Annotated in this window: 25 protein-coding genes and 1 tRNA gene; 9 read left to right on the top strand and 17 right to left on the bottom strand. The window is 60.3% G+C overall.

What is annotated here, in order from left to right:
- Window positions 1–17 precede the first annotated feature (17 nt).
- Both GGE33_RS14160 and GGE33_RS14155 read left to right on the top strand, forming a co-directional pair.
- A complete protein-coding gene (locus GGE33_RS14160) occupies window positions 18–1,019 on the top strand; it encodes an ABC transporter ATP-binding protein (RefSeq protein ID WP_183823918.1) in 1,002 nt (333 codons plus the stop codon).
- Between the two features lie 103 nt (window positions 1,020–1,122).
- Window positions 1,123–1,380, top strand: a complete 258-nt coding sequence (locus GGE33_RS14155) for a hypothetical protein (protein WP_183823916.1) — start codon at window positions 1,123–1,125, stop codon at window positions 1,378–1,380.
- Between the two features lie 26 nt (window positions 1,381–1,406).
- Here the strand turns inward: GGE33_RS14155 and GGE33_RS14150 are convergent.
- Window positions 1,407–1,482 (bottom strand) — tRNA-Ala (locus GGE33_RS14150).
- A 154-nt stretch (window positions 1,483–1,636) separates the two neighbouring features.
- Window positions 1,637–2,029, bottom strand: a complete 393-nt coding sequence (locus tag GGE33_RS14145; protein WP_148146227.1) for a TIGR02300 family protein — start codon at window positions 2,027–2,029, stop codon at window positions 1,637–1,639.
- Between the two features lie 228 nt (window positions 2,030–2,257).
- On the opposite strand from GGE33_RS14145, the gene aroA reads away from it, so the two are divergent.
- From aroA to rpsA, 3 genes are all read left to right on the top strand, one after another.
- Entirely contained in the window at window positions 2,258–3,625 is a 1,368-nt protein-coding gene (gene aroA, locus GGE33_RS14140; protein ID WP_183823914.1) for a 3-phosphoshikimate 1-carboxyvinyltransferase, read from the top strand.
- Window positions 3,625–4,260 (top strand): (d)CMP kinase, encoded by a 636-nt coding sequence (gene cmk, locus GGE33_RS14135; RefSeq protein WP_183823912.1) that lies wholly within the window; start codon window positions 3,625–3,627, stop codon window positions 4,258–4,260. Before aroA ends, cmk begins: the two co-directional genes overlap by 1 nt.
- A gap of 174 nt (window positions 4,261–4,434) precedes the next feature.
- Entirely contained in the window at window positions 4,435–6,141 is a 1,707-nt protein-coding gene (gene rpsA, locus GGE33_RS14130) for a 30S ribosomal protein S1 (protein ID WP_148146224.1), read from the top strand.
- Between the two features lie 101 nt (window positions 6,142–6,242).
- Here the strand turns inward: rpsA and GGE33_RS14125 are convergent, their stop codons facing one another.
- The 11 genes from GGE33_RS14125 to rimP form a co-directional block, all read right to left on the bottom strand.
- Window positions 6,243–7,976 carry a hypothetical protein gene (locus tag GGE33_RS14125; protein WP_183823910.1) on the bottom strand — a complete coding sequence of 578 codons (1,734 nt, stop codon included), beginning with the start codon at window positions 7,974–7,976 and terminating at the stop codon, window positions 6,243–6,245.
- Window positions 7,977–8,182: 206 nt separating this feature from the next.
- Window positions 8,183–8,809 carry a ribonuclease D gene (locus tag GGE33_RS14120; protein WP_183824170.1) on the bottom strand — a complete coding sequence of 209 codons (627 nt, stop codon included), beginning with the start codon at window positions 8,807–8,809 and terminating at the stop codon, window positions 8,183–8,185.
- Window positions 8,810–9,255: 446 nt separating this feature from the next.
- Complete coding sequence (locus GGE33_RS14115; protein ID WP_183823908.1) at window positions 9,256–10,248, bottom strand: Ldh family oxidoreductase; 993 nt, start codon at window positions 10,246–10,248, stop codon at window positions 9,256–9,258.
- 50 nt (window positions 10,249–10,298) lie between these two features.
- Complete coding sequence (locus tag GGE33_RS14110; protein WP_183823906.1) at window positions 10,299–11,258, bottom strand: energy transducer TonB family protein; 960 nt, start codon at window positions 11,256–11,258, stop codon at window positions 10,299–10,301.
- Complete coding sequence (exbD, locus tag GGE33_RS14105; protein WP_183823904.1) at window positions 11,255–11,740, bottom strand: TonB system transport protein ExbD; 486 nt, start codon at window positions 11,738–11,740, stop codon at window positions 11,255–11,257. The genes GGE33_RS14110 and exbD overlap by 4 nt, the downstream gene beginning before the upstream one ends.
- Before the next feature lie 4 nt (window positions 11,741–11,744).
- Window positions 11,745–12,950, bottom strand: coding sequence for a tonB-system energizer ExbB (gene exbB, locus GGE33_RS14100; RefSeq protein ID WP_394353659.1), 1,206 nt, complete (start codon window positions 12,948–12,950; stop codon window positions 11,745–11,747).
- A 266-nt stretch (window positions 12,951–13,216) separates the two neighbouring features.
- A complete protein-coding gene (gene kduD / locus GGE33_RS14095) occupies window positions 13,217–13,975 on the bottom strand; it encodes a 2-dehydro-3-deoxy-D-gluconate 5-dehydrogenase KduD (RefSeq protein WP_148146218.1) in 759 nt (252 codons plus the stop codon).
- A gap of 68 nt (window positions 13,976–14,043) precedes the next feature.
- Window positions 14,044–16,872, bottom strand: coding sequence for a translation initiation factor IF-2 (infB, locus tag GGE33_RS14090; protein ID WP_148146217.1), 2,829 nt, complete (start codon window positions 16,870–16,872; stop codon window positions 14,044–14,046).
- 100 nt (window positions 16,873–16,972) lie between these two features.
- A complete protein-coding gene (locus GGE33_RS14085; RefSeq protein WP_183823902.1) occupies window positions 16,973–17,662 on the bottom strand; it encodes an RNA-binding protein in 690 nt (229 codons plus the stop codon).
- A complete protein-coding gene (gene nusA / locus GGE33_RS14080) occupies window positions 17,659–19,272 on the bottom strand; it encodes a transcription termination factor NusA (protein ID WP_183823900.1) in 1,614 nt (537 codons plus the stop codon). The genes GGE33_RS14085 and nusA overlap by 4 nt, the downstream gene beginning before the upstream one ends.
- A gap of 68 nt (window positions 19,273–19,340) precedes the next feature.
- Window positions 19,341–19,934, bottom strand: coding sequence for a ribosome maturation factor RimP (gene rimP, locus GGE33_RS14075; protein WP_148146214.1), 594 nt, complete (start codon window positions 19,932–19,934; stop codon window positions 19,341–19,343).
- A 234-nt stretch (window positions 19,935–20,168) separates the two neighbouring features.
- Between rimP and GGE33_RS14070 the strand changes: the two genes are divergently transcribed.
- A complete protein-coding gene (locus GGE33_RS14070; RefSeq protein WP_183823898.1) occupies window positions 20,169–21,797 on the top strand; it encodes an MFS transporter in 1,629 nt (542 codons plus the stop codon).
- Between the two features lie 9 nt (window positions 21,798–21,806).
- Entirely contained in the window at window positions 21,807–22,259 is a 453-nt protein-coding gene (locus GGE33_RS14065; protein ID WP_183823896.1) for a GNAT family N-acetyltransferase, read from the top strand.
- Here the strand turns inward: GGE33_RS14065 and GGE33_RS14060 are convergent.
- Entirely contained in the window at window positions 22,251–23,519 is a 1,269-nt protein-coding gene (locus GGE33_RS14060) for a lytic murein transglycosylase (RefSeq protein ID WP_183824166.1), read from the bottom strand. The two genes, GGE33_RS14065 and GGE33_RS14060, sit on opposite strands and share 9 nt — an antisense overlap.
- Window positions 23,520–23,705: 186 nt before the next feature.
- On the bottom strand, window positions 23,706–24,311 hold the full coding sequence (gene recR / locus GGE33_RS14055; protein ID WP_183823894.1) for a recombination mediator RecR: 606 nt from the start codon (window positions 24,309–24,311) through the stop codon (window positions 23,706–23,708).
- Window positions 24,312–24,368: 57 nt separating this feature from the next.
- On the opposite strand from recR, the gene GGE33_RS14050 reads away from it, so the two are divergent.
- Together GGE33_RS14050 and GGE33_RS14045 are read left to right on the top strand one after the other, a co-directional pair.
- Window positions 24,369–24,986 carry an MOSC domain-containing protein gene (locus GGE33_RS14050; protein ID WP_183823892.1) on the top strand — a complete coding sequence of 206 codons (618 nt, stop codon included), beginning with the start codon at window positions 24,369–24,371 and terminating at the stop codon, window positions 24,984–24,986.
- An 87-nt stretch (window positions 24,987–25,073) separates the two neighbouring features.
- Window positions 25,074–25,685, top strand: a complete 612-nt coding sequence (locus GGE33_RS14045) for a hypothetical protein (protein WP_183823890.1) — start codon at window positions 25,074–25,076, stop codon at window positions 25,683–25,685.
- 3 nt (window positions 25,686–25,688) lie between these two features.
- Here GGE33_RS14045 and GGE33_RS14040 read toward each other — a convergent pair whose 3' ends face one another.
- Both GGE33_RS14040 and GGE33_RS14035 read right to left on the bottom strand, forming a co-directional pair.
- On the bottom strand, window positions 25,689–26,300 hold the full coding sequence (locus GGE33_RS14040; RefSeq protein WP_183823888.1) for a LysE family translocator: 612 nt from the start codon (window positions 26,298–26,300) through the stop codon (window positions 25,689–25,691).
- Between the two features lie 25 nt (window positions 26,301–26,325).
- Complete coding sequence (locus tag GGE33_RS14035) at window positions 26,326–26,649, bottom strand: YbaB/EbfC family nucleoid-associated protein (RefSeq protein ID WP_183823886.1); 324 nt, start codon at window positions 26,647–26,649, stop codon at window positions 26,326–26,328.
- Between the last annotated feature and the right edge of the window lie 11 nt (window positions 26,650–26,660).

Genomic DNA, 26,660 nt, shown 5'->3' with positions numbered 1-26,660 from the left:
TTTAAAGGAAGACGCTCTTGGGTTCGCTGCAACTGACATCCATCCGCAAGGCCTTCGGTGACCACGAGGTGCTGAAGGGCATCGATCTCGACGTCAAGGATGGCGAATTCGTCATCTTCGTGGGCCCATCGGGCTGCGGCAAGTCCACGCTTTTGAGGGTCATCGCAGGCCTTGAAGACGCGTCCTCCGGTTCTATCCGTATCGACGGTCAGGAAGTGGCGACCGTGCCGCCGGCCAAGCGCGGTATCGCCATGGTTTTCCAGTCCTATGCGCTTTATCCGCACCTGACGGTCAAGGACAATATGGGGCTTGGCCTGAAGCAGGCCGGCACACCGAAAGCCGAGATCGAGGATCGCGTGACGAAAGCCTCGTCGATGCTGTCGCTCGATCCCTATCTCGCCCGTCGCCCGGCAGAGCTTTCCGGCGGCCAGCGCCAGCGCGTGGCGATCGGCCGCGCCATCGTGCGCGAACCGAGCCTGTTTCTCTTCGACGAGCCTTTGTCGAACCTCGATGCGGCATTGCGCGTCCAGACGCGGCTTGAGATTGCCCGCCTTCACCGACGCCTCAAGGCAACGATGATTTATGTCACCCATGACCAGGTCGAGGCGATGACGCTGGCCGATAAGATCGTGGTCCTGAACGCCGGTGCGATCGAGCAGGTCGGTTCGCCTATGGAACTATACAACCGGCCGGCCAACATCTTCGTCGCCGGTTTTATCGGTTCGCCGCAGATGAATTTTATCCCTGCGGAAAAGCTCGAGGAAAGTGGCTGCAAGACGATCGGCATCCGGCCGGAACATATCGCCCTGTCGCGCGATGCAGGCGACTGGAAAGGTAAGGTCGTTCACGCCGAACATCTCGGCGCCGATACCATCCTCTATCTCGAAACGGAGCAGGCGGGCCTCGTGACAGTGCGCCTGTTCGGTGAGCATCGCTATGGTGCCGACGATATTGTCTTCGCCACGCCGGACAAAGCTTTAATGCACCGGTTTGACGCAAACGATCGGGCAATCGCGTAAAACCTGCTCTCGTTACGGACATCACCGATCTGTGAGACCCGGACTTTGATCTCGATCGAGAACCTTATGCCATCCTCTGCGTTAATAAGGCAGAGGAAAGGTCATGATAACAGCATCTGTACTGCTCATCACTTTCGGATTGTTCGGCACTCTGGTCGCATTGGTAATCCGCCAAAAAGCAATCGCATATCGGGACGATTATCGCGATGAACTTGCCTTGGGCGAACGCGCGCTTAAAGGACCTGCGAACACTCGGCAACATCTTAAGGCCGAATCGACTCGTCTTCGAAATCCTGCCCTTGCAAGGAGAAAAGCCGACCTTGCCAGCGTGGCCCATGCGCGCAAGTTAAAGCATGCCTGAATTCTAGATTTATCGTTCGGGAAAATTGGTGGAGCTAAGCGGGATCGAACCGCTGACCTCTTGCATGCCATGCAAGCGCTCTCCCAGCTGAGCTATAGCCCCATCAGGGTGGTCCGGTATTTTTTCCGGTCCTGGGAAACTTCGAAGCGTTGTTTGCTCCGGAAGTGGCGGCTTATTACTTCGTGATTTTTGGAAGTGCAAGCCGAAAAATCAAACGCCCGACAATTTTTCTGAAATTGTCGGGCGTTAGCGTCAATTACTGTTCGTCGTCGTCGCCGCCCACACCGATGATGCCGGTCATGTCGTCGTCGTCTTCATCTTCCTGCTCGAGGAAGGTGTCGTCTTCGTCGTCGCCGATATCAACGTCATCGTCATCGCCGATATCCGGGATATCGTCGCCGCTGTTGTCGCCGTCGGCGTCTTCCAGCGAAACGACTTCGGCTTCCTGGCTCTCGCTGTCGACTTCCTTGATGTCGTCCTCGTCTTCGGCTGCCTCTTCCATCTTGATGGCGGCGCTGTTTTCAGCAAAGAAAGACAGCGGCCAGGACTTGCCCGTATAGGGGGAGACGACCGGGTCACGGTTCAGGTCGTAGAACTTCTTTCCGGTATCCGGGTCGGTACGTTTGGTTCCGAGTTCCGCTTTTGCCACTGTTAAGCCTCATGAGCCGGCCGATCAGATCGGCGCGCCGCGGGTGCGGCGATGGATGAATGGGTGAAAAATCTAAGCCGGTCCCCTTAAGGCTAACGGGACTTCATGTCAAAGCCAAACTTTCCGGGCTTTCTTGGCCGCCTTGAGCCAACAAGCGGATGACCGCCAAAACACTTTATGATAACGACGGCGCAAAATTCGCAAACGCTTGAGGAATAGGGACACTCAATGTCGCATGGTATCGCGTTGAAGCCGGCAAAATCGGCTCGCTCGGAAGCTCTCAAAGGTACGATCCGGATTCCCGGCGACAAATCGATCTCGCACCGCTCCTTCATGTTCGGCGGCCTCGCTTCGGGCGAAACTCGCATCACTGGCCTTCTGGAAGGTGAAGACGTCATCAATACCGGCAAGGCGATGCGCGCCATGGGCGCCCAGATCGAAAAGGTCGGTGCTGAGTGGATCATCCAGGGTACCGGCAATGGTGCGCTTCTGGCTCCTGAAGCGCCTCTCGATTTCGGCAATGCCGGCACCGGTTGCCGTCTCACCATGGGTCTGGTTGGCGTCTACGATTTTGCCTCCACCTTCATCGGCGACGCATCGCTTTCCAAGCGCCCGATGGGCCGCGTACTGAACCCGCTGCGCGAGATGGGCGTGCAGGTGACCTCCGTCGAAGGCGACCGCCTGCCGGTAACGCTGCATGGCCCGAAAGTGCCGAACCCGATCACCTATCGCGTGCCCATGGCGTCTGCGCAGGTGAAGTCGGCAGTGCTTCTCGCCGGCCTCAACACACCGGGCATTACTACTGTCATCGAACCGGTCATGACCCGCGACCATACCGAAAAGATGCTGCAGGGTTTTGGCGCCGACCTTTCGGTCGAGACCGATGCGGAGGGCGTACGCACCATTCGTCTCGTCGGCCAAGGCCAGCTCAAGGGCCAAGTCATAGACGTACCGGGTGATCCGTCCTCGACAGCCTTCCCCCTTGTCGCAGCACTCCTGACGCCGGGCTCCGACGTCACCATTCTCAACGTCCTGATGAACCCGACGCGTACAGGTCTTATTCTGACGCTGCAGGAAATGGGCGCCGATATCGAAGTGCAGAACGCACGGCTCGCCGGAGGTGAAGATGTCGCCGATCTGCGGGTAAGATATTCCGAGCTGAAGGGCGTTACAGTCCCGGCCGATCGCGCGCCGTCGATGATCGACGAATATCCGGTTCTGGCTGTTGCTGCCGCTTACGCATCCGGCACGACCACCATGCTTGGCCTCGAAGAATTGCGGGTGAAGGAATCTGATCGCCTTTCGGCTGTCGCGGAAGGTCTGAAGCTCAACGGCGTCGATTGCGATGAAGGCCAGGAAACACTCGTCGTTCGCGGCCGTCCGGGCGGCAAGGGCTATGGCAATGCGTCGGGCAAGGCCGTCGTCACCCATCTCGACCACCGTATCGCCATGAGCTTCCTTGTACTCGGCCTGGCCTCGGAACATCCGGTCACTGTCGACGATGCTTCGATTATCGCCACCAGCTTCCCGGAATTCATGGATCTGATGACTGGTCTCGGCGCGAAGATCGACGCCGTGGATGGTGAGGCAGCCTGATGGGCGTCGTCATCGCCATTGATGGGCCGGCGGCAGCAGGCAAGGGTACGCTGTCGCGTCAGATTGCCGAGACCTATGGTTTCCACCATCTCGACACCGGCCTGACCTATCGCGCCACGGCAAAAGCGCTTCTCGATGCCGGCTTGCCGCTCGATGACGAGACTGTCGCAGAAAAAATGGCGCGCGAAGTGGAACTCGCTGGCCTCGATCGCGACACCCTGTCGGCCCACGCCATCGGCGAAGCGGCATCGAAAATTGCCGTGATGCCGAAAGTGCGCCGCGCGTTGGTCGAAGCCCAGAAGGCTTTTTCGACAAGAGCCCCGGGAACGGTGCTTGATGGCCGCGATATCGGCACCGTCGTCTGCCCCGATGCGCCGGTAAAACTCTATGTCACGGCATCAGCCGATGTGCGTGCAAGACGCCGTTATGACGAGATCATCGCCAAGGGCGGCGAGGCGGAGTATGATGACATCTTCGCGGACGTGACGAAGCGCGACGAGCGCGACATGGGCCGCGCCGACAGCCCGTTGAAGCCGGCGCAAGACGCGCACTTGCTTGATACGTCCAAAATGAGTATAGAGGCCGCGTTTCAGGCCGCAAAGTCGTTGATCGACGAAGCTCTGATCAAGAATTGACGAGTTGCCGGGAAGCTGGCTTTTCGTTCGCAGAGATCCCGCAGTTCAGTCCCAGCGCCGGATAGCCTCCCACGGTATGACCGATTGAGAGAGGCGGGCCTGGATTTCGGGCGTGTTTAACACGAACCACCGGCGCATGCGTGTCCTTGAATTAGGACACGATCAGGAGATTTCATGGCAGTAACTAACCCCACGCGCGAAGACTTTGCAGCTCTTCTCGAGGAATCCTTCGCATCCAACGATCTGGCCGAAGGCTACGTTACCAAAGGTCTGGTAACGGCAATCGAGAAGGACATGGCAGTTGTCGACGTCGGCCTCAAGGTCGAAGGTCGCATCGCGCTTAAGGAATTCGGCGCCAAGGGCAAAGACGGTTCGCTGAAGGTCGGCGACGAAGTCGAAGTCTATGTCGAGCGCATCGAAAACGCTCTCGGCGAAGCCGTTCTGTCGCGCGAAAAGGCTCGCCGCGAAGAAAGCTGGGTCAAGCTCGAAGCCAAGTTCGAAGCTGGCGAGCGCGTTGAAGGCGTTATCTTCAACCAGGTCAAGGGTGGCTTCACCGTCGATCTCGACGGCGCCGTTGCCTTCCTGCCGCGTTCGCAGGTCGACATCCGTCCGATCCGCGACGTTACCCCGCTCATGCACAACCCGCAGCCCTTCGAAATCCTCAAGATGGACAAGCGTCGCGGCAACATCGTTGTTTCGCGCCGTACGGTTCTTGAAGAGTCACGTGCCGAGCAGCGTTCTGAAATCGTTCAGAACCTCGAAGAAGGCCAGGTTGTTGACGGCGTCGTCAAGAACATCACCGATTACGGTGCGTTCGTTGACCTCGGCGGTATCGACGGTCTGCTGCACGTCACCGACATGGCATGGCGTCGTGTGAACCATCCGTCGGAAATCCTGTCCATTGGCCAGTCGGTCAAGGTTCAGATCATCCGCATCAACCAGGAAACCCACCGCATCTCGCTCGGCATGAAGCAGCTCGAGTCGGATCCGTGGGATGGCATCGCGGCCAAGTACCCGATCGGCAAGAAGATCTCCGGTACCGTCACGAACATCACCGATTACGGTGCATTCGTAGAGCTGGAGCCGGGCATCGAAGGCCTGATCCACATCTCCGAAATGTCCTGGACCAAGAAGAACGTACATCCCGGCAAGATCCTGTCCACGAGCCAGGAAGTCGACGTTGTCGTTCTCGAAGTCGACCCGTCCAAGCGCCGTATTTCGCTCGGCCTCAAGCAGACGCTGGAAAACCCGTGGCAGGCATTCGCCTACTCGCATCCGGCCGGCACTGAAGTCGAAGGCGAAGTCAAGAACAAGACCGAATTCGGCCTGTTCATCGGCCTCGAAGGCGACGTTGACGGCATGGTTCACCTGTCGGATCTCGACTGGAACCGTCCGGGCGAACAGGTCATCGAAGAGTTCAACAAGGGCGACGTCGTCAAGGCTGTCGTTCTCGATGTTGACGTCGAGAAGGAGCGTATCTCGCTCGGCATCAAGCAGCTCGGCAAGGATGCCGTTGGTGACGCAGCCGCTTCCGGCGACCTGCGCAAGAACGCTGTCGTTTCGGCTGAAATCATCGCCGTTAACGACGGTGGCATCGAAGTGAAGCTCGTTGCCCACGAAGACCTCGTAGCCTTCATCCGCCGCGCTGACCTCGCTCGCGACCGCGACGACCAGCGTCCGGAGCGTTTCTCGGTTGGCCAGGTTGTCGACGCCCGCGTCGTCAACTTCTCCAAGAAGGACCGCAAGGTCATGCTTTCCATCAAGGCGCTCGAAATCGCCGAAGAGAAGGAAGCAGTTGCACAGTTCGGTTCGTCCGACTCGGGCGCTTCGCTCGGCGACATTCTGGGCGCAGCCCTGAAGAACCGTGGCGGCAACGAATAATCGTTGTTTCCTGAAGAATAAGAAGCCGCCGGATCGAAAGGTCCGGCGGCTTTTTCATGGTCACTTGCAGAAGCCGAACACGTGCTCGGCAGATTTCCGGATTACGTCCAGCCGGCCATCCGCCAGTATAGATCGCTCGGTTGCACCTCGGGCGCGTCCGCTTCCAGCCTGACCTCGCCGGCCCTATATCCGGCCGCCCTCTCCGCTCTGGTCATCGTATCGCTGACGATTTCCTCGCCTTCCGCATCGTTGTCCTGCGGCTCCTCACCTTCCGGCTCATGCTCGTCGCCAAAAGTGTGCTGCTTTGATGATTCGTCCTGCTCTTCGTCTTCCAGCGCCTCGATCGGTTCTGCCTGCCGCTCTTTATGTCTCGGTTCTTCATCGGCAGGTGGATAGGCTGCGACATAGGGCCAGGGAAGAGCTTCACGTGCCTGGGTCGGCACGGTGTTCGCAGCAACCGCCAGCGCGGCCATATTCTGTTCCGGCGCATCTGCTCTCGCCGCCGCCGCGGCACGGGCGGCATCCGGCATGGCGCCATTGGTGGTTTGCGGTGACGCCGCCGCCTGTCCGCCATGAGATGCGCTTGCGGAAGGTACGTTGCTGGTCGCACGCTGTTGGTCGCCAAGCCCGTCATCCGCTGTAGCCTGGACCGCAGGCGAGGACATCGGCAGATGCTTGCTTTCCGGCAGATCGAGTTCGGACAGGACCGTTGCCAGCCAGTTTGCCAGTTTCAGCAACGTTTGATCGGAAAGCGCCGACCAGAGACGCGCGGGCACCGGTATGTCCAGCTTGAACATTTCCACCGCGGTGCGCGCCAGAACCTGCATTTCTTCGGGCTCGGCTGCCACTGCCTGCTGGGCGACCTGGGCTGCCGAGATTTGCAACTGATTGCTGATTACCGCCGCTGGTGTGCTGACACTGCCGGGATTGATCTCGGGTCGCACCGCATTCGCCTGGAATCCATCCTTCAAGGCAGTCATAGACATTGTCGGCTTTGCTGCAGCAACTGCTTCACTTGTCGGGGTAACTGGACGACTTGTTGGGGCTTGCGACGCCGCTGTATTGGCGGGGCCGGTCAGTGAGCCTGCAGGCTTTGACGCCTGCTCCGCCTGTTGCGGCTTGAGTTCAGGTGATGCGGTGGCCGGGGCTGGTGAACGCTGATTCTGACCTTCGCCAAGCTTCGGCGAGGCTGCGTTCCCGGTCGGCTGGCGAAGCGAGGCAATATGGTCGTCGTTCGAAGTTGTTTGTGATGGACCTATCTGGCCGATCTGTGCAGTCGCAGGGCTCGCACCTTGCTGCAGACGCGGACCATTGCCCGCCGGCGGTGAGTCAGCACTTGCATTCTGCCGATAGAAACTGACGACCGTCTTGGCCGCGAGATCGCGCTGGGCAATGTTCGCGGTCTCGATATGGGCCGCAAGCCGGGCGGCTGCCGGGCCTGAAGGTTCTTTTAGGATCTCAGCCATCAACCGCAGGGAAATGCCCTTGACGATCTGGTTGAGCAGCCGCTCGACATTGGCGACCTCTTGCGGCTTCAGCGCCTGAACGGCTTCGAAAAGGCGTGCCGTATAGTCGATCAGCGTCTCGTTTTCTCGCCGCGGTGTCTTCAACAGCTTGCCGATCGTCTCGGCAAGGATGGAGGACCCCTGCGCCAGCTTGAGTTGAGCCGACAGGGAGGCGGCATCGAGCCGTGCGCCTGAAAGAGTAGCGTTGCTTCCTGACTGCGACTGTGCGGTCGTCAGTGATGAGGTCACACGCGCAGGAGTGACTGCAGCCTGCGTCTGGTTATGGTAATCTGCAGTCGAACTCAACGCGGCACGAACGGGTGGCAGCATCGCATGCTCCATCTGTTATCTGCGACGGTGGAACAGTTCGGCCGTGTTTGGGTAATGGTGCGACGGCTGTCGCTACGCCTCATGGCGGGATGATGCCGATTGACAGACGTTAAACGAAAATGGTTAACGGTCGGCTAATTATCATCGAATTCGCGTCGGGAGCCCGGCAAACTGAGAGCGCCGCCTGCGGGAACAGGCGGCATGGCTCAGCTATGCGCGAAAATATCGGTCTCTTCCCAACCAAGGAGATCAAGCCTTGCGCGTGTCGGCAGGAACTCGAAGCAGGCGGCGGCAAGATCCGTGCGGTTGTCGCGGATCAGCCGCATGGTCAGCTTGTCGCGCAAGGCATGCAGATAAAGCACGTCCGAGGCCGCATATTCGAGTTGCGCCTGTGATAGCGTTTCGGCCGCCCAATCAGTCTGCTGCTGGGCCTTGGAAATGTCGACCTCGACCAGTTCCCGTAGATTGTCTTTTAGCCCGTGACGATCGGTATAGGTTCGGGTCAGGCGTGAAGCGATCTTGGTGCAGAAGACCGGCGTGGCCAATACCCCGAACGTATGGAAAAGCACGGCGATATCGAATCGGCCATAGTGAAAGATTTTCTGCCGCGACGAATCAGCCAGAAGCGCGACGAGGTTGGGCGCCTGATTCTGTCCTGCTGCAATGCGAATGACGTCGGCCGTGCCGTCCCCGGGAGATAATTGCACAACACATAGGCGATCACGACGTGGGATAAGGCCAAGCGTTTCGGTATCGATTGCCACCGCACCCGTATAGTGGGCCGCTGCCGCCGCCGGAAGATCTCCCTCGTGATAGCGAATTTCAGCCATAATCCCGCCTTTCCAAGCATTTGAATCGATATTGCCTATAATCCAGCTTTGCGCATATCGATATAGCGATGATCCCTGCTATGATATCGACGCTATGGGCAAATGCTCAGCAATGCACCTATTGCATTGCTGCATTGCGCCTAACCGGCTTGGCGAGCATACCAGTATTAGCCTATATGTCAGTCATCGAACGACGCACTCCTCCTCCCAGTGTCGTTCGATACGGATCGACAACATCCTCCTCCTCCCAGTTGTCGATCAAGTTTAAAGCCTGGCGCATCCTCCTCCCGCGCCAGGCTTTTCGCTTTTCTGGAGGTAATTTTCCCGAAAGACAGTTGAACGACAGCGTTTGAAGCGCCTGGAGCCGGCGCCTTATGCATCTATGTCGCTTGGCGGCCCTGGCCCCTCCATGCGAGGTTATCCCAGGGTGCCGCGTTATCGTCTTGCGATCAGCGAAGCGCGTCGATCGCCTTCAATACGTCGTCCTCGACTTCTATTCCATTTGCCATGGCATCAGCCCTCAGGCCTTTTCCGCGGCGGCCTGGAAGTCGCACGCCATCCTGCCTGGCCATCTCTTCGGCAAGGGCTGCCATGCGCATGGCTGTACCGCCGCCATTGGCCGCGTCCGGGTCGATTGCGATGATCGAGTGGCCGAGTTCCGGCGGCGGCCCATTTTCATCGAAGAGCGAGCTTGCCTCATGGGAGAAATTGGCGCCTGCAAGGCCCGCCGAGAGCACTTCCACCATCAGCGCCAGTGCAGCACCCTTTGCACCACCAGAAGGCGCCATCGTGCCTTTAAGCGCCTCTGCAGCGTCTGTGGTGGGGTTTCCATCAATATCGAAGGCCCAGTCGTCGGGTATGCTCGTTCCCTTCTGGTGGGCTTCCATGACCTTGCCACGTGCGACCTTTGAGAGCGCCAGATCAATGACCAAGGGATCGGCATTTGCGACAGGGACTGCGAAGGCAATCGGATTGGTGCCGAAGAGCGGGCTTCTGCCGCCCCAGGGCGCCATGGCGGCCGGTGCGTTTGCGAACATCATGGCGATCAGGCCCTGCTCGGCAAAACGCTCGACCGTCAGCGCCATCACCCCGGCATGATGCGAGCGGCCGATGGCGGCAAAGGCGATACCCTGTTCACAGGCTATGGCAGGAAGTTCGGAAGCCGCAAGATCAAGGGCTGGATAGGCAAAGCCATGCGCGGCGTCGATCGACAGCACCGCAGGGCGCGGTCGCGAGAGGATCGGCTCCGCCTTGCCATCCACTTTGCCGGTACGAACCTGCTTCACATAGGCCGGAACGCGGCGCAGGCCGTGGCCGGATTGGCCGGCAGCTTCCGACTGCACAAGGGCACGGGCGACGGAAAGAGCAGTTGAGGGCAGGACGCCATTGTCTTCGAAGATGCCGCGGACCAGCGTCTCGGCATCGGTGAGGCTCATATGCATGCGGGCTTCCGGGATTTGTTAGGTTGAGGGAGCCCGCTTATAGCGTTTTGTCAGGAGCAGGTCAGTGCCTGCGTGAGGAAATTCGGTACGCCTGCAGGCGGCGCCGGGATAGGCGAGGCACGGCGAACGATCGAAACTATATAGTCATCGATCTTCGAATCGCCCGAAGAGCGCTGGAGCGACACGCTGGTCACGTTGCCCCCATTGTCGAAGTTGAAGCGCACGGCGGCCGTGCCGGTGTTGCCGCCGGGGCAGCGGCGGGCATTGCGCGCCAGCCGCGACTGCACGCGTGACTTCCACGTTGCCGGGGAAAGCGACGAAAAGCGCGAGCCTGACGATGTCTGGGTGGCGGCATTTCGATCCGACTGCGTGGCTTCGGCCTTGGCTTGCGCCATTTCCTTCTGGGCCTGCTGCTGCTTGGGGCGTTCCACGCGCTTGACCGGCTCCTTTTTCGGCTCTGGCTTCTTCTCCGCGACTTCGGGTTTTTCTGGTGGCGGCGGGCGCACGACCGGCAGCGGCACTTCGACGTTATCGAGCGCAGCCATGACCTGCTGCTCGATCGGATCGGGCTGTTCGATCGGCTCCGGCAGTGTTTCCGGCAAAGTCTCGGCCACTTCCGGCTCCTGAGGTGTCGGCTCTTCGACGGGTTCCGGCGGCGGAGGCTCGGGGAGAGGCTCGGCAATTTCCGGTGGCGGTGGTTCGATCGGATCAGGTGTCGGATCGGGCTGGGCCTCTTCCACCGGCTGCATCTGCTCGCTGTCCACCTTTTCGGAATCCACGGCGTCGGGAGCGATCTGCTCCTCTTCCGTCTGTGTGGCCTCAGGCTCTGGAGCCAGTTCGATCATGATCGCGGAAGGCGGTAAATTATCTGCCGGCATAGTCGGCTCTTCCTGCATCATCAGGGCAGCAGCAGCGATATGCGCAGTCAGCACGAATGCGCCGGCGCCTGCCCAGAGTGATATTTCGCCGATCTTCTGTACCCGGCTACGATAGGGGGCGGCTGGGTTCATCGCGAAACCCCTGGTGCTGGCGAAGCCGGTGCGGCAGGCTGGGCAGCGGGTGCTGCGGCACCCGGAAGGGTTTCCAGTCCGACCAGCGCGATCTTCAAATAACCGGCATCACGCAGAAGGTTCATCACTTCCATGAACTGGCCGTAGCCGACAGCCTTGTCGGCACGCAGGAAGATGCGGGTATCCCTGTTGCCGCCGGTAATCGTGTTCAGCCTGGTCGTCAGCTGCTCGCGCGCAACCTGGTCATTGCCGAGATTGAGCGTGAGATCTTCCTGAACTGTCAGATAGAGAGGTTCTTCAGGCCGCTGTGCGGGCTTTGCACTCGATGCGGGCAGGTCGACATTGACATCGACCGTGGAAAGCGGCGCGGCGACCATGAAGATGATCAGGAGCACCAGCATGACGTCAATAAAGGGCGTCACGTTGATCTCGTGGTTTTCCTGCAATTCCTCGCCGTGATGTTCGCGAATGCCGCCGGCCATGGACTTATTCTCCGGCCATCAGGGACATCGGGGTTGCCTTGCGGCCGCCCGGCGGAACCTTGCGGAAGTCGAGGTCGCGGCTCACCAGTCGCTCGACGCCGCTGGCTGCATCGGCAAGAAGCGCGCGATAGCCGGTAACCGAACGGGCAAACAGGTTGTAGATCACGACGGCGGGAATGGCGGCGACGAGGCCGATGGCCGTTGCAAGTAGCGCCTCGGCAATGCCGGGCGCGACGACGGCAAGATTGGTCGTCTGCGTTTCGGAAATGCCGATGAACGAATTCATGATGCCCCAGACCGTGCCGAATAGGCCGACAAAGGGAGCGACCGAGCCGATCGTCGCCAGAATGCCGGTGCCGCGGGCGATACGGCGACCGGCAAAGGCCTCGATGCGCGACAGGGAGGAGCCGACGCGTTCCTTGACGCCGTCACCTTCGACATGGTCGAGCGCATCCGCGGACATCTTTATTTCCTCGGCTGCGGCCTGGAGCATGTAGGCGGCAGGACCGCCGCGTCCAGCGGAGGCATCGACAGCTTCGGCGAGCGTACGGGAATTGCGGATGATCTTGATGATGCGACCGGCGCGGGTGCGGGCGCCGGCAAGCTCGAGCGTCTTAACCAGCCAAACGGTCCAGGTTGCCAGCGAAGCGATGGCAAGCCCGATCATGACGCTTTTAACAACCCAGTCCGCCGCCATGAACATGCCCCAGGGCGAAAGGTCGTGCGGGATTGTCAGTACCGGCGTTTCTTCTTCCGCCGGCACAAGGTCGGTTACCGTTTCCTGCGGCGCAGCCTGGGCCTGTGCGGGCTGGGATACGCCGGGAGCCGTTGTCTCGGTAGAGGGAGCAGGCTGGGCGGATTGTGCCGGAGCCTGAGCGGCGGGAGCCCCCTCTGTGGCGGTCGAGGCAGCCGGCGCTGCAGGGCTGGCCGGTGCTGCATTTTCCGCCGGAGCGGAAGGCGCGGTCGGTGTCGTCGCCGGCGTTGTGGCGGGAGCCGTCCGGCCGGTGGTTGGTGCTGCAGACGAAGCCGGAGCCTGCTGCTGTGCACTATCCGCCTGCGAAGTGGTTTGTGCCTGAGGAGCCGGGGCAGGGATCTGAGCCATCGCCATCGCGCTCAGAAGCGCAAGCGTCGCAGCCGTCATCCCGAGCTGTTTCGCGACCTTGCCAAGGTGGCGGTTTCCGGCAACGGCAGGGACAAGGGCAGCAGACATTTTAGGCGATACTCCGACTATTGCCGAAAGGCATTTTTGCCGGCTCGGCACGATATCATCAGGTCGCGGCCGGCATCGAGGCCAGCAACAGACTATGCTGCTATGCGATAATAAACATGAGTTCAAATGGCAACTAATAAATCTTGAGTGAAGCTGCCAATTTTACCTTCACGACGTCGGGGATGGCAGAGCTCAAGGCGAAAATGTATCTGCGCCACCGGAGATGGCGCAGATCAGGCATTCTAAAAGTGAGTTCGCGTAAAGACTTAGCGTGCCAGCCAGCCGCCATCCACGGGCAGCACGGTGCCGTGAATGTAGTCCGAGGCCGATGATGCGAGGAAGACGGCTGCACCACCAAGCTCTTCCGGTTTGCCCCAGTGCCCGGCTGGAATGCGCGCCAGAATGGCGGCGTTGCGGTCCGGGTCATCGCGAAGAGCTTCCGTATTGTTGGTCGAGAAATAACCGGGAGCAATGGCGTTGACGTTGATACCCTTGCCGGCCCATTCGCAGGCCAGGAGCCGGGTCAGGCCTGCAAGGCCGCTCTTGGACGCCGTATAGGAAGGAATGCGGATGCCGCCCTGGAAGGAGAGAAGTGAAGCAATGTTGACGATCTTTCCGCCCTTATCGGCTGCGACAAGCCGCCGGGCGAAGGCTTGCGACAGGAAAAACACGTTCTTCAGGTTCACATCCATCACCGCATCCCAATCAGCCTCGCTGAATTCGAGGGCATCGGCGCGGCGAATAATCCCGGCATTGTTGACGAGAATATCAGCACCTCCAGACCAGGAAGTGGTTTCGTCGAGAATACGTTCGATCGGTTCGAGGGTGGAAAGGTCGGCCGATATGGCGAGGCTCTCGCCGCGGCTAGCGCTGATTGCGGCCTCGGTTTCCGCCATCGATGAGCGACCGACCAGCGCCACCTTGGCCCCGGCCTGGGCAAGGGCAACTGAAATGGCCTGGCCTAAACCGGTATTGGCGCCGGTGACAATCGCTGTCTTGCCGGTCAGATCGAACGAAATAGCCATAAAAACCTCCACATAAAAAACCGCCGGGAATTTCTCCCCGGCGGTTCCTAACATGACAATTGTCAAGCTTAAAGCGTGCGCGTGATATGTTCCACGCGGAAGCACTCGATCGTGTCGCCGGCGCGGATGTCTTCGTAGTTTTCGAAGGCCATACCGCATTCCTGACCCATCGGCACTTCGGCAACTTCGTCCTTGAAGCGCTTGAGCGTCTTGAGCTTGCCTTCGTGGATGACCACGTTGTCGCGGATGAGGCGTACGCCTGCACCACGCTCGACCTTGCCTTCGACCACACGGCAACCGGCAACCTTGCCGACCTTGGTGATGTTGAAGACTTCCAGGATCTCGGCATTGCCGAGGAAGGTTTCGCGGCGTTCCGGCGACAGAAGACCCGACATGGCTGCCTTAACGTCATCCACCAGATCGTAGATGATGTTGTAGTAGCGGATGTCGAGGCCGTTACGCTCGGCGATCGTACGAGCCTGTGCATTGGCGCGGACGTTGAAGCCGATGATTGCGGCATCCGATGCCTCGGCGAGCGAGATATCCGACTCGGTGATCGCGCCGGCGCCCGAATGGACGATACGGGCACGAACTTCGTCGGTACCAAGCTTGTCGAGCGACGCGATGATCGCTTCGACCGAACCCTGCACGTCACCCTTGATGACCAGCGGGAATTCCTTGAAGCCGGTATTCTGCAGCTTGCTCATCATCTGCTCGAGCGAACCGCGCTGGCCGGACTGGCGAGCAACCGCCTTGTCGCGAGCAAGACGCTGGCGATACTCGGAGATTTCGCGGGCACGAGCTTCGTTTTCGACGACGGCGAAGCGGTCACCGGCAGCAGGCGTGCCGGAAAGACCGAGCACTTCGACCGGGGTTGCCGGACCGGCTTCCTTGACGTGGTCGCCCTTGTCGGTGACGAGAGCACGAACACGGCCCCACTGATCGCCGGCAACGATGATCTGGCCCGGCTTCAGCGTACCCTTCTGGACGAGCACGGTCGCAACCGCACCACGACCGCGGTCGAGTTGTGCTTCAATGACCGTACCTTCGGCAGTACGCGTCGGGTCGGCCTTCAGGTCGAGAATTTCGGCCTGTAGCAACACGGCTTCGAGCAGCTTGTCGAGGTTTGTCTTGTTCTTGGCCGAAACCTCGACGTCGAGCACTTCACCGCCGAGCGATTCGACGAAGACTTCGTGCTGCAGGAGCTGCTGACGAACCTTGTCGGGCTTGGCTTCATGCTTGTCGATCTTGTTGATTGCCACGATGATCGGTACACCCGCCGCCTTGGCATGGTTGATGGATTCGATCGTCTGCGGCATCACGCTGTCGTCGGCTGCAACCACCAGGATCGCGATATCCGTCGCCTGCGCACCACGGGCACGCATGGCCGTAAAGGCGGCGTGGCCGGGGGTGTCGATGAAGGTGATCTTCTGACCGTTCTTCTCGACCTGGTAGGCACCGATATGCTGGGTGATGCCGCCGGCTTCACCGGACACGACATTCGCCTGGCGGATAGCGTCGAGCAGCGAGGTCTTGCCGTGGTCGACGTGACCCATGATCGTAACGACCGGCGGGCGCGATACCATTTCGCCCGCATCGTCGGCCTTGTCAAAGATGCCTTCTTCGACGTCGGATTCCGAGACGCGCTTGACGGTATGGCCGAATTCGGCGGCGATGAGTTCTGCCAGATCGGCGTCGATGACGTCGCCCGGCTTCATCATCTGGCCTTCCTTCATCAGGTACTTGATGACGTCGACCGCGCGTTCGGACATGCGCTGCGACAGTTCCTGAATGGTGATCGTTTCCGGCAGGATGACTTCGCGGACAACCTTCTCACGGGTTTCCTGCATCTGGCTGCGGCGGAATTTTTCCTGACGACGGCGCATCGCGGCCATCGAACGGCCACGGGCGTTACCGTCCTCGTCCGAACCGGCAGTGGTGATGGTCAGCTTGCCCTGGCGACGGCCTTCGTCACCCTTCGGGCGTGCCGGCGGCTTGGCAGGAGCTGGAGCGACCACGCGGCCACGACCGGGCGCACCGGCGCTGCGGGACGGGCCACGGTCATCATCTTCGTCATTGGCACGGCGGCCACGTACGGCACCCGGCTGCGCTGCGGGAGCATCGGTGCCTGGGCGCGGCGACTGCGGACGACCGTCCTGCGGGCGGCCAGCGGCTCCACGATCGGCAGGTGCGCGATCGGTGTTGCGCTCGGGCGCACGGGCAGCGACCGGGGCCGGCTGAGGCGCGACGGGTTCAGGTTCCGGCTCTGGAGCCGGTTCGGCTGCACGACGAGCTGCTTCCGCAGCCTCTTCGGCCTTGCGGGCCTCTGCTTCGGCTGCACGGCGGGCTTCGTCTTCAGCGCGCTGCTTGGCTTCGATGACTTCGCGTGCCTGTGCTTCCACCAGAGCGCGGCGACGGGCTTCCATTTCGCCGGCGGAGAGATCGTGAAGCACGTTCGGGCGGTTCTGTTGCGGACGCTGGCCGGACTGCTGCGGGCGTTGACCCTGCTGCGGACGCTGGCCCTGTTGCTGGCCGTAGTTGGAGCCCGGACGCTGACCCTGGTGCGAACCGGGGCGCTGACCCTGCGGCTGTGCAGGGCGCTGTGCCTGTGGCGCAGGCTGGTGCACCGGCGCTGCCGGTTGCGGGCGCGGCTGCTGCGGAGCAGGTTGTGCTGCGGCTTCAACCGGGCGCGGAGCCGGGGCTGCAGGGGCCGCGATCGGGGTAATAGGCTTTTCGTCCTGCGGGCGGGTCGGGCGGCGTTTCACCGTTTCGACGACGACCGCTTTCGTGCGGCCGCGACCCATGTCCTGGCGCACAGTACCCTGGTTCATGCCGGATGGCTTGAGCGAGAGGGTCTTCTTCACGCCGAGTGTCTTGTCGTCTTTGTTGTCGGTCATTCCGTTCCTGTTCCTTCGTACAGGAACGGATGGAAGCCATCAGAACCTGTCGTTCAAGTCGTATAAATCGATCTGCGTCCGGCTAGAGCCGGTGACAGCGTCATGGTTTAGGCATGTCAAAGACATCCTTTGTCTGGGGCAGACCGCCTTTACGGTACTGCTCAAGTAGGTTTGCGCGCTTCACTACACCCTCACCCGCCTGCCCTGCAAGCGCGCAAGCATGGATAAAAGCATTCTCGCCCATCACTTCGTCCAATTCCGCCCCGGTGAGGAGCAAAAAGGCCGGAATGTCATGTTCGGCATCGGTGCCGAGCTTAAAGGCCTTTCGGGCCTGGTCTATCTTTCGAACGCCGTCTGCCGCAGCATCGGAAGCATGGAAAACGCCGGCGGCGGCTCCCGAGCGGACTGCGGCATCGACCTTCATCGCGCCGGAAACGAACTGACCGGCCTTGCGCGCCATGTTCATCATTCCGGCAAGGTCGGCGACCAGAAGCCGATCGACCAGTGCGCCGAGATCGTCCGCCGCTTTCGTCTCGCTCTTGAAAGCGCGAGAAAACAGCTTCCGCTTCACCGCCCGGTCGACAAGCTCTCGTTCCGCCTTGATCCAGCAGCCCCGTCCGGGAAGCTGCCGTTTCAAATCCGGAACCACGCTCCCGTCGGGAGCGCGGACGAACCTGATAAGGTCCTTCGGGTCTGTCGCCTCGCGGGTGACGATGCAGGTACGGTCGTTCACGACGAAATCGTCCGGCCAAATATCTGCATCATCCGCACCATTGTCGTCCGCAATCATTCCTGATCGGCGGCGACGGCCTCCTCCTCGGCCTCATCATCAGCCCGTTCGTTGGCGAGATCTTCTTCGGTGATCCAGCCTGCGAGCAGACGGGCCTGAACGATCATGTTTTCAGCCTCGACGCGGGAAACGTCGAACTTGGAGAACGTGCCTTCGAACTTCTTGGTCTCGCCATCCTTGCGTTCCGACCAGCCGACGAGATCGTCAGCAGCGCAGCCGGCGAAGTCCTCGACCGTCTTGATGCCTTCTTCGCCGAGCGCAACCAGCATCTGGGCGGTAAGGCCTTCGATCTGCTTCAGCTCGTCCTGGACGCCGAGAGCAACGCGCTTGGCATCGTTTTCAGCTTCGATACGCTCCAGGTACTCGCGGGCGCGGGTCTGGATCTCGTTGGCGGTGTCTTCGTCGAAGCCGTCGATCGACGAGATTTCGTCGAGGTTGGTGTAGGCCAGTTCCTCGACCTGGGCAAAGCCTTCCGAAGCAAGCACCTGGCCGACCATTTCGTCGACATCGAGAGCTTCCATGAACAGGTTGGTGCGCTCGTTGAATTCCTTCTGACGGCGTTCCGACTCTTCGGCTTCCGTCATGATGTCGATATCCCAGCCGGTCAGCTGCGAAGCGAGGCGAACGTTCTGGCCGCGGCGGCCGATGGCCAGCGACAGCTGCTCATCCGGAACCACGACTTCGATACGCTCTGCATCCTCGTCGAGAACGACCTTGGCGACTTCAGCCGGCTGCAGGGCGTTGACGATGAAGGAAGCCGGATCCTGGCTCCACGGAATGATGTCGATCTTTTCGCCCTGCAGTTCGCCGACAACGGCCTGAACGCGCGAACCACGCATACCGACGCAGGCGCCGACCGGATCGATCGACGAGTCGTTCGAGATAACAGCGATCTTGGCGCGGGAACCCGGGTCACGGGCAACCGACTTGATCTGGATGATGCCGTCGTAGATTTCTGGAACTTCCATGGTGAACAGCTTCACCATGAACTGCGGATGGGTACGCGACAGGAAGATCTGCGGGCCGCGCTGTTCGCGACGGACGTCGTAGACATAGGCGCGGACGCGGTCGCCGTAACGCATGTTTTCGCGCGGGATCATCTCGTCACGACGGATGATGCCTTCGCCACGGCCGAGATCCACGATGACATTGCCGTACTCGACGCGCTTGACGGTGCCGTTGACGATTTCGCCGACGCGATCCTTGAACTCGTCGAACTGACGGTCACGCTCGGCTTCGCGCACCTTCTGCACGATGACCTGCTTGGCGGACTGTGCGGCGATACGGCCGAAATCCATCGGCGGCAGCGGGTCGGCAATGAAGTCGCCGATCTTGGCATCAACATTGCGGTCGCGGGCCAAAACCAAAGGGATCTGCGTTCCGTAGTCTTCGGCGACTTCAACGACCTCAAGAAGGCGTTGCAGACGGATTTCGCCGGTCTTGGAATTGATGTCGGCGCGGATATTGGTTTCCGAACCGTAACGCGAGCGGGCGGCCTTTTGGATGGCGTCAGCCATCGCAGCCAGCACGATCTCGCGGTCGATGACCTTTTCGCGGGCCACAGCGTCTGCGATCTGCAGAAGTTCAAGCCGGTTTGCGCTCACTGCCATTGTCGTTGGTCTCCGTAGGTCCAATTCTGGCGGCCCTCCCTCCTCGGAAAGGCCAGTGTGTTGGTCGATTATTCTTCGTCTTCAGCTTCGTCGTTCTGGTTCGCGGCCTGCTGCTTGGCGAGCTTGTCGGCGCGCAGCGCATCGCGGATCAGATCGTCCGTCAGGATCAGCTTGCCTTCGGCCAGCGCCGAGAACGGGATCGTTACGCGTGGTTCCTCACCATAGGCGACCTGGTCGCGCTCGACGGTGAAACCTTCTTCGTTGACTTCGGCGATCTTGCCGCGGAACCGCTTGCGGTTGTCGATCATGATCGACGTCTCGCATTTCACCAGATGGCCGGTCCAGCGTGCAAAATCCGACTTGCGCACCATCGGCCGGTCGATGCCCGGCGAAGACACTTCGAGATGATACTCGCGATCGATCGGATCTTCTACATCAAGAACGGGTGAGATGGCGACCGATACGGCTTCGCAGCCTTCGACATCCATCGTGCCATCATTGCGCTCGGCCATGACCTGCAGGGTCATGCCGTTCAGGTTCAGCATGCGCACCCGGACCAGACGGTAATCCATGGCGGTCAGTACCGGCTCGATGATTTCGGCGATCCTGAGGTCGAGACCAGTCTCGACGATGAGACGCGGCTCGTGGTCTGTCTGCTGCATAAGCTCTCCGGTTCAATCCCCGCTCACAGTGCGGGTTGAAGCGATCGCCTAACAAAAAAGAGCGGGTCCGGTGTGGGCCCACTCTTCATCGGACGATCAAGAATATGGGCTGCATATACGCGCTTGGACCGGCAATTGCAAGACTTCCGCATTTCCGCCATTCAAAGCTGGAATTAGCCTGTTCGACGTCTATAACCGGTTCAGAGAGTCGGGAAGAGGAGCAAGAGCCACATCGTGCCGGACAGGATAGCCACACTCGCGCCGTTCAAGAACCAGACCTTCCGCACAATATGGATAGCGAGCCTTGCATCGAATTTCGGTGGCTTGATTCAGGCCGTCGGCGCCGCCTGGATGATGACCTCGATCTCCAATTCCCAGGACATGGTGGCGCTCGTCCAGTCTTCTACCACCCTGCCGATCATGTTGTTCTCGCTGATTGCGGGGGCTCTCGCCGATAATTTCAACCGACGCAGTATCATGCTGACGGCGCAGCTCTTCATGCTGGCCGTCTCTATAGCGCTGACTATCTTTGCCTATCTGGACCTGCTGACGCCCTGGCTGCTTCTCTGTTTCACCTTCCTGCTCGGGTGCGGCGTGGCGCTCAACAATCCCGCATGGCAGGCGTCCGTCGGCGATATCGTCTCGCGTGAAATGCTGCCCCAGGCCGTGACGCTCAACAGCGTCGGCTTCAACATTACCCGCAGTGTCGGACCGGCGATCGGCGGCGCTGTCGTCGCAGCGGCAGGTGCTGCAGCAGCCTTCGCCCTGAATGCCGCAAGTTACGTTGCGCTCATGTATGCGCTGTTGCGCTGGAAGCCGGAGCGTCGCGACGATGCGCTGCCACGCGAAACGCTTTTGAGAGCGCTTTCGGCAGGTCTCGGTTATGTTTCCATGTCGCCGAACATCCTCAATGTTCTTTTGCGCGGCATGCTATTCGGCTTCTCTGCCAGCGCCATTCTGGCGCTTTTGCCGATCGTCGCGCGGGATCTCGTTTCGGGCGGGCCGTTGACATACGGCATCATGCTCGGCTGTTTCGGTGTCGGCGCGATCGGCGGCGCCATGTCGAATGCGCGGCTGCGCGAAAAGCTGACGAGCGAGAGGATTGTCCAGTTCGCTTTCCTCGGTTTTGCGGCAAGTTCCTCCGTCATAGCGCTCAGCACCAATACCGCGCTGACGGCGCTCGTGCTGATCGTGCCGGGGGCGTGCTGGGTTCTGGCCCTGTCGCTTTTCAACACAACCGTGCAGCTGTCGGCGCCGCGCTGGGTCGTCGGCCGCGCACTATCTTTCTACCAGACGACCACATTCGGCGGCATGGCGGTTGGCAGCTGGGTGTGGGGTGTCGGTGCCGAAAATCTCGGAGTTTCCATTTCCCTGAGCCTGGCAAGCCTTGCAATGCTTGTAGGTGTACTAGCAGGTTTGAGGAACCCGCTGCCGCAGTTTACCGATATCGACCTGAGCCCGCTGAACAAGTTCAACGAACCGATGCTGCGGCTCGACCTGCAGCCACGAAGCGGCCCGATCGTGTTGCAGATCGACTATGAGATCGCCGAGCACGATATCTCCGAATTCCTCACCCTGATGGCGCGCCGCCGTCGGGTACGCATTCGTGATGGCGCACGCCAATGGGCCTTGATGCGCGATCTAGAACATCCGGAAATCTGGACGGAGACCTATCACACCGCCACCTGGGCAGATTATGTCCGCCATAACCGCCGCCGCCTGCAGATAGATGAGGAGATCTGGGATGCGATCCGAAAGCTTCACAAGGGCGTGGATGGACCACGGGTCCACCGTATGATCGAACGGCAGACCATCCCGCCCAAGGACGATATCTTTCACAAGCATCATGTCGATCTGCATTGAGGCAAAGGGATGTTCCGCAATGCAAGCTCCACCGATCTGCCGGCAATCATCACGCTTCTGGCGGATGATCCGATCGGCGCAACTAGAGAGGTTGCGTCCAAGGAGATGGATCAAGCCTACTTGGAGGCTTTCGCCGCAATCGAAGCCGATCCCAACCAATTGCTGGCCGTTGCCGTCGATGACGATGGAAAGGTGATCGGCTGCCTGCAGCTCTCCTTCATTCCCGGCTTGTCACGCAAGGGCATGTGGCGAGGCCAGATCGAAAGCGTGAGGATTGCTGCAAGCCATCGTGGCGGCGGATTGGGCGCCGCCATGATCGAGTGGGCGGTCGAGCAGGCGAAAGAAAAGGGCTGCGGCCTTGTGCAACTGACGTCGGACAAACGGCGGCCAGATGCTATCCGTTTTTATGAAAGACAAGGTTTCGTCGCGAGCCACGAGGGGCTGAAACTCGACTTATCTTAACTTGGCCTTGAGCGAGGCATCCGGATAGCATGTTGGAGAAATGCCGGCCTTTGCCTGCCAGTCGCCGAGCGAGCGGCGGGTCTTGAAGCCCGGCAATCCGTCGACATTGCCGACATCATAACCCTTGGCGACCAGCGCCTTCTGCATCGCAAGTACATCGGAGCGCAGCATCTTGCCGACATCGCCCCACTTGGCCTGGAACGGGCCGCCACCGTAAGCGATGCGATCAGCCAGATTGCCGATGAACAGCGCATAGAGGTCGGAATTGTTATATTCCTTCAGCACATAGAAATTCGGCGTGACGATGAATTCCGGCCCGTTTCTCCCTGCGGGAAGCAGCATCATCCCCGGCGCTTTCATTTCCGAAGCCGGAAAAGCCTTGCCGGAAATCCGCGTGATCCCGGTCGAATTCCAGGCGGAGATCGGCTTGGCAAGGTCCGGCCCTTCCTGCGCGCAGGAGACATTGGCGGGAATCGACACTTCGAAGCCCCAGTCGCGACCGCGCTGCCAGCCTTCATGCCTCAGATAGTTGGCTATGGAGGCGAGCGTGTCCGGCACCGAGTTCCAGATATCCGGATGGCCGTCCTTGTCGAAGTCGACGGCATATTTCAGATAGCTCGTGGGCATGAACTGCGGCTGGCCGAGCGCTCCGGCCCATGATCCCTTCATCGTCGCAGCACTGACATCGCCGCGCTCGATCATGGTCAGCGCCGCGATCAGTTCTTCACGGAACATCGGCTTGCGGGTCGACATGAAGGCCTTGGTGGCCAGCACCTCGACCGCTGAATAGGGCAGTTTCGCCTTTCCGAAACCGGATTCACGGCCCCAGACAGCGATGATGATCTCGCCCGGCACACCATAGGCCGCTTCGATCTTCTTCAGACCGGCGGCATAGGTGCCGGCCAGTCCGCGCCCGGCCAAGCCCAGCGTCTGCAGCCGGTTCTCGTTGAAGTAAGCGCCGGGAGAAGAAAATTCCGCCTGGCTCTGGTCCTGCTGCTTCGGCGGTTTGGAGCCTGGCGGAACGAGATCGGGCAGGCTCCAATTGAGCTTGATCCCGTCAAATGCCGCGCGCAGCGTCTTGTCCGAAATCCCCGCCTTTCGCGCCTCCGGTCCAAGATCGGTCGCGATCCACTGCTGGAACTGGCGCTCAACATCCGGCCGGTTCTGGGCGAAAGCGGGGAGAGGCGAGACGATGGCGGTGAGGGCCAGAAGCAGTGCTGCGGCGCGACGGCGGATACCCCCCTCTGCCCTGCCGGGCATCTCCCCCACACGGAGGGAGATCAGATGGGCGCGCTGGCCTGCCTCGTTCAACGGCAGTGCTGCCGCACAGCGTTTCGAAATTTGGGAATGGTGGTCGTGATGCTTGTGATCTCCCCCCTTGTGGGGGAGATGCCCGGCAGGGCAGAGGGGGGCTTGCTTCACCATCGTCGTCCTCCTCGAAAAATGTCAGATCGCCGTCCGTGCTCGCAGCGCTGCCGTCAGCGTGCCCTCGTCGAGATAATCGAGTTCGCCGCCGACCGGCACGCCATGGGCAAGCCGCGTTATCTTGACGTTGAAATCGGAAAGCTGGTCGGTGATGTAATGGGCCGTCGTCTGCCCTTCGACAGTCGCATTGACCGCGATGATGATCTCCTTCACCGTCCCTTCACTGACGCGATCGACAAGTGCGCGGATGTTCAGGTCATCGGGACCGACGCCATCGAGCGGCGACAGCGTGCCGCCAAGAACGTGATAGGCGGCGTTCATCGCGCCGGCGCGTTCCAGCGCCCAGAGATCGGAAACGTCTTCGCAGATGATCAGCATCGAGTGGTCACGGCGAATGTCGGTGCAGACGGTGCAGGGATCTGACGTATCGACGTTGCCGCAACGCGAGCAGATCTTCACCTTGTCATAGGCCTCGCCCATCGCGAGCGAGAGCGGGCCGAGCAACTGATCTTTCTTCTTGATCAGATGCAGCGCCGCCCGGCGGGCAGACCGCGGACCAAGGCCCGGGACTTTTGCCAGAAGCTGGATGAGTTTTTCGATTTCGGGGCCGGTGACTCGCTTTGCCATGTGCTTCCTTTAGCCCATATGTCGGTTGAACGGAAAGACCGAAGGACCAGGACCCGCATGAAACTTGTCGCGATCTGCATCGGCCACGCGCAGCGTTTGCCGGGAAAGAGTTACAAGACGGGCATCTACAAGGCACCGGTCAACGGTCAGGTGCTGATCGACAAAGTCGGTCTGGTTGGAGATGCCGTCTGCAACAGGAAACATCACGGCGGGCCGGATCAGGCGATCTTGCTCGAAGGATCGCTGACACTTGACTGGTGGGCGGCAGAACTCGGGCGCGACCTGCCGCCCGGAACATTCGGCGAGAACCTTGTCATCAAGGGCCTCGACAATCGGGACGTGGCGGTGGGAGACAGGTTTCATGTGGGCGATGTCGTGCTTGAAGCCACCTCTCCGCGTTCGCCCTGCAATACGCTTACTGCTCGAATCGGCGATCCGGTATTTGGCAGGACCGTTCTCAAATCAGGTCGCCCCGGCATTTATTGCAGGGTTATCAACCCGGGGATGATCCAGGCAGGACACGATGTGAGTTACGAATTCTATCGCGGCGAGCGTGTACCTGTTGCCGAGCTTCTGGCGTCGATGGGGCAAAAGCTGTCTGAGGCCGAGACGCTCCGTTTTCTGTCCGCGCCGATCGCGAGCCGCTGGAGAGAACGGTTTCAGCCGACCGTATAATATATCACGAAACCGTGATCTATGGTGATATGGTTGCTTAGGTTTAAGGCCCTATACCGCTTGATTGATGGCTATGCGGAGCTTTGTATGAGTTTTTTGAGACGCATCCCTTTCGGGTTCATGTCCGGCGCGCTGGTCGCGTATCTTGCGGCGTCAGGTCTGGCTGCGGCCGAGGAAACCGATGTAGAGCATTCGATTTTCGCATTCGGCGGAGCGATGGTTGATGGCGACATGGCCGAAGCGGCCAACCCTTTCGGCGTTGGCTACGAGAACCGACCGATCTTCGGCATCGGCTACCAGTTCCTTCCCTATAGCATCGGTTCAGTAAAGCTGGGCCTTGAGGCAGGCCTTGCCGGGCGGTTCAACGGCAATACCAATGCGGAGATCTGGGGCGGTGTTGTCGGTCGTTACGATGCGATCGAGATTGCCAATACACTCCGCATCATTCCCTCATTCACCTTCGGCATCAGCCATGTGACCGGTACGATGAGCGGGCGTGAAAGACGCAATGAAATCGAGCGCGACGGCGATGCCTCGACGCTTTTCTATCTTGGGCCGGAACTGAGTTTCAGCAGCGTCGCGAAACCGGAGCTAGAGCTTTTCTGGCGCCTGCATCACCGCTCCGGCGCCTGGGGCACGCTTGGCGACATGCATGGCGGCTCCAACGCCAATGTCGTCGGCGTCAGGTATAATTTCTGAGTTTTATCGGGTCGCGATGGCGGCAGCCGCACCGGCCATGGTGCCGGCCGAGATGCGGTTGGCAAGCTTCAGCGCGCGCGGGCTTTTCAGAAATTGCCGCGCCTTGTTCGCCAGCGTGATCCAGACGATATCGACGGTCGCAAGCACGATCAGCATGGCGGCGACCAGTTCCAGCCAGCCGATCAGCGTGACGCCGTTAAGATCGATGATCGACGGCAAAAGCGCGACATAGAACATCATGATCTTCGGGTTGCCGAGTGTCACGGTCAGCCCGGCGAAGAACATCCTCGCCGCAGAGCGGCTTTCCGGCAGTTGGCCGTCAGCGCCGTCCGTTCTGGCAAACCACATTTTCCAGGCGAGATAGAGAAGATAGGCGACGCCGATCCACTTGATTGCGACGAAGACGGGCTGAAAACTTTCGGCGATAGCGGAAAGGCCGGCAACCGCAAAGGATAGCCATACGGTCTCCCCCACCCACATCGCCATCAGGAAGGGCAAAACGTCACGCCAGCCCTTTGTCAGCACGCGCGAGACGAGCGCGGCGATGCTGGGGCCGGGAGAGCCCGCCGCGACGAACAGCGCGGCGGCAAATACGAGCACGGAAGCCAATGTCATCGGAACCGCCCTTCTCGAGACAGGATTAGAACGGCAGCTTCATGCCGGGCGGGATCGGCAGGCCGGCGGTCAGTTCCTTGGTCTTTTCGGCGGTAATCTGCTCGGCGCGATCCTTGGCCGACTTGTGTGCGGCAACGATCAGGTCTTCGAGTATCTCGATATCGTCTTCCTTGAACAGCGAAGGATCGATCTTCAGGCCGAGTATTTCGCCCTTGCCGTTCATCTTGACGGTCACGAGACCACCGCCAGCCGTGCCTTCGACTTCGAGAGCAGCGATATCCGCCTGCATCTTCTCCATCTTGGCCTGCATTTCCTTGACCTTGCCCATCATGCCCATGATGTCGCGCATCGGTAATTCCT

The organism is Aliirhizobium cellulosilyticum, assembly GCF_014198105.1.
Lineage (GTDB): Bacteria > Pseudomonadota > Alphaproteobacteria > Rhizobiales > Rhizobiaceae > Neorhizobium > Neorhizobium cellulosilyticum.
This window is presented reverse-complemented; position numbering and strand designations above follow the sequence as displayed.

Bases quoted from the DNA above. Each gene is read 5' to 3' on its own strand.
- GGE33_RS14155 (WP_183823916.1), top strand. From the start codon at position 1,123: ATGATAACAGCATCTGTACTGCTCATCACTTTCGGATTGTTCGGCACT.
- aroA (WP_183823914.1), top strand. From the start codon at position 2,258: ATGTCGCATGGTATCGCGTTGAAGCCGGCAAAATCGGCTCGCTCGGAA.
- cmk (WP_183823912.1), top strand. From the start codon at position 3,625: ATGGGCGTCGTCATCGCCATTGATGGGCCGGCGGCAGCAGGCAAGGGT.
- rpsA (WP_148146224.1), top strand. From the start codon at position 4,435: ATGGCAGTAACTAACCCCACGCGCGAAGACTTTGCAGCTCTTCTCGAG.
- GGE33_RS14125 (WP_183823910.1), bottom strand. From the start codon at position 7,976: ATGCTGCCACCCGTTCGTGCCGCGTTGAGTTCGACTGCAGATTACCAT.
- GGE33_RS14115 (WP_183823908.1), bottom strand. From the start codon at position 10,248: ATGCATATGAGCCTCACCGATGCCGAGACGCTGGTCCGCGGCATCTTC.
- GGE33_RS14110 (WP_183823906.1), bottom strand. From the start codon at position 11,258: ATGAACCCAGCCGCCCCCTATCGTAGCCGGGTACAGAAGATCGGCGAA.
- exbD (WP_183823904.1), bottom strand. From the start codon at position 11,740: ATGGCCGGCGGCATTCGCGAACATCACGGCGAGGAATTGCAGGAAAAC.
- exbB (WP_394353659.1), bottom strand. From the start codon at position 12,950: ATGTCTGCTGCCCTTGTCCCTGCCGTTGCCGGAAACCGCCACCTTGGC.
- kduD (WP_148146218.1), bottom strand. From the start codon at position 13,975: ATGGCTATTTCGTTCGATCTGACCGGCAAGACAGCGATTGTCACCGGC.
- infB (WP_148146217.1), bottom strand. From the start codon at position 16,872: ATGACCGACAACAAAGACGACAAGACACTCGGCGTGAAGAAGACCCTC.
- GGE33_RS14085 (WP_183823902.1), bottom strand. From the start codon at position 17,662: ATGATTGCGGACGACAATGGTGCGGATGATGCAGATATTTGGCCGGAC.
- nusA (WP_183823900.1), bottom strand. From the start codon at position 19,272: ATGGCAGTGAGCGCAAACCGGCTTGAACTTCTGCAGATCGCAGACGCT.
- rimP (WP_148146214.1), bottom strand. From the start codon at position 19,934: ATGCAGCAGACAGACCACGAGCCGCGTCTCATCGTCGAGACTGGTCTC.
- GGE33_RS14065 (WP_183823896.1), top strand. From the start codon at position 21,807: ATGTTCCGCAATGCAAGCTCCACCGATCTGCCGGCAATCATCACGCTT.
- GGE33_RS14060 (WP_183824166.1), bottom strand. From the start codon at position 23,519: ATGCCCGGCAGGGCAGAGGGGGGTATCCGCCGTCGCGCCGCAGCACTG.
- recR (WP_183823894.1), bottom strand. From the start codon at position 24,311: ATGGCAAAGCGAGTCACCGGCCCCGAAATCGAAAAACTCATCCAGCTT.
- GGE33_RS14050 (WP_183823892.1), top strand. From the start codon at position 24,369: ATGAAACTTGTCGCGATCTGCATCGGCCACGCGCAGCGTTTGCCGGGA.
- GGE33_RS14045 (WP_183823890.1), top strand. From the start codon at position 25,074: ATGAGTTTTTTGAGACGCATCCCTTTCGGGTTCATGTCCGGCGCGCTG.
- GGE33_RS14040 (WP_183823888.1), bottom strand. From the start codon at position 26,300: ATGACATTGGCTTCCGTGCTCGTATTTGCCGCCGCGCTGTTCGTCGCG.
- GGE33_RS14035 (WP_183823886.1), bottom strand. From the start codon at position 26,649: ATGCGCGACATCATGGGCATGATGGGCAAGGTCAAGGAAATGCAGGCC.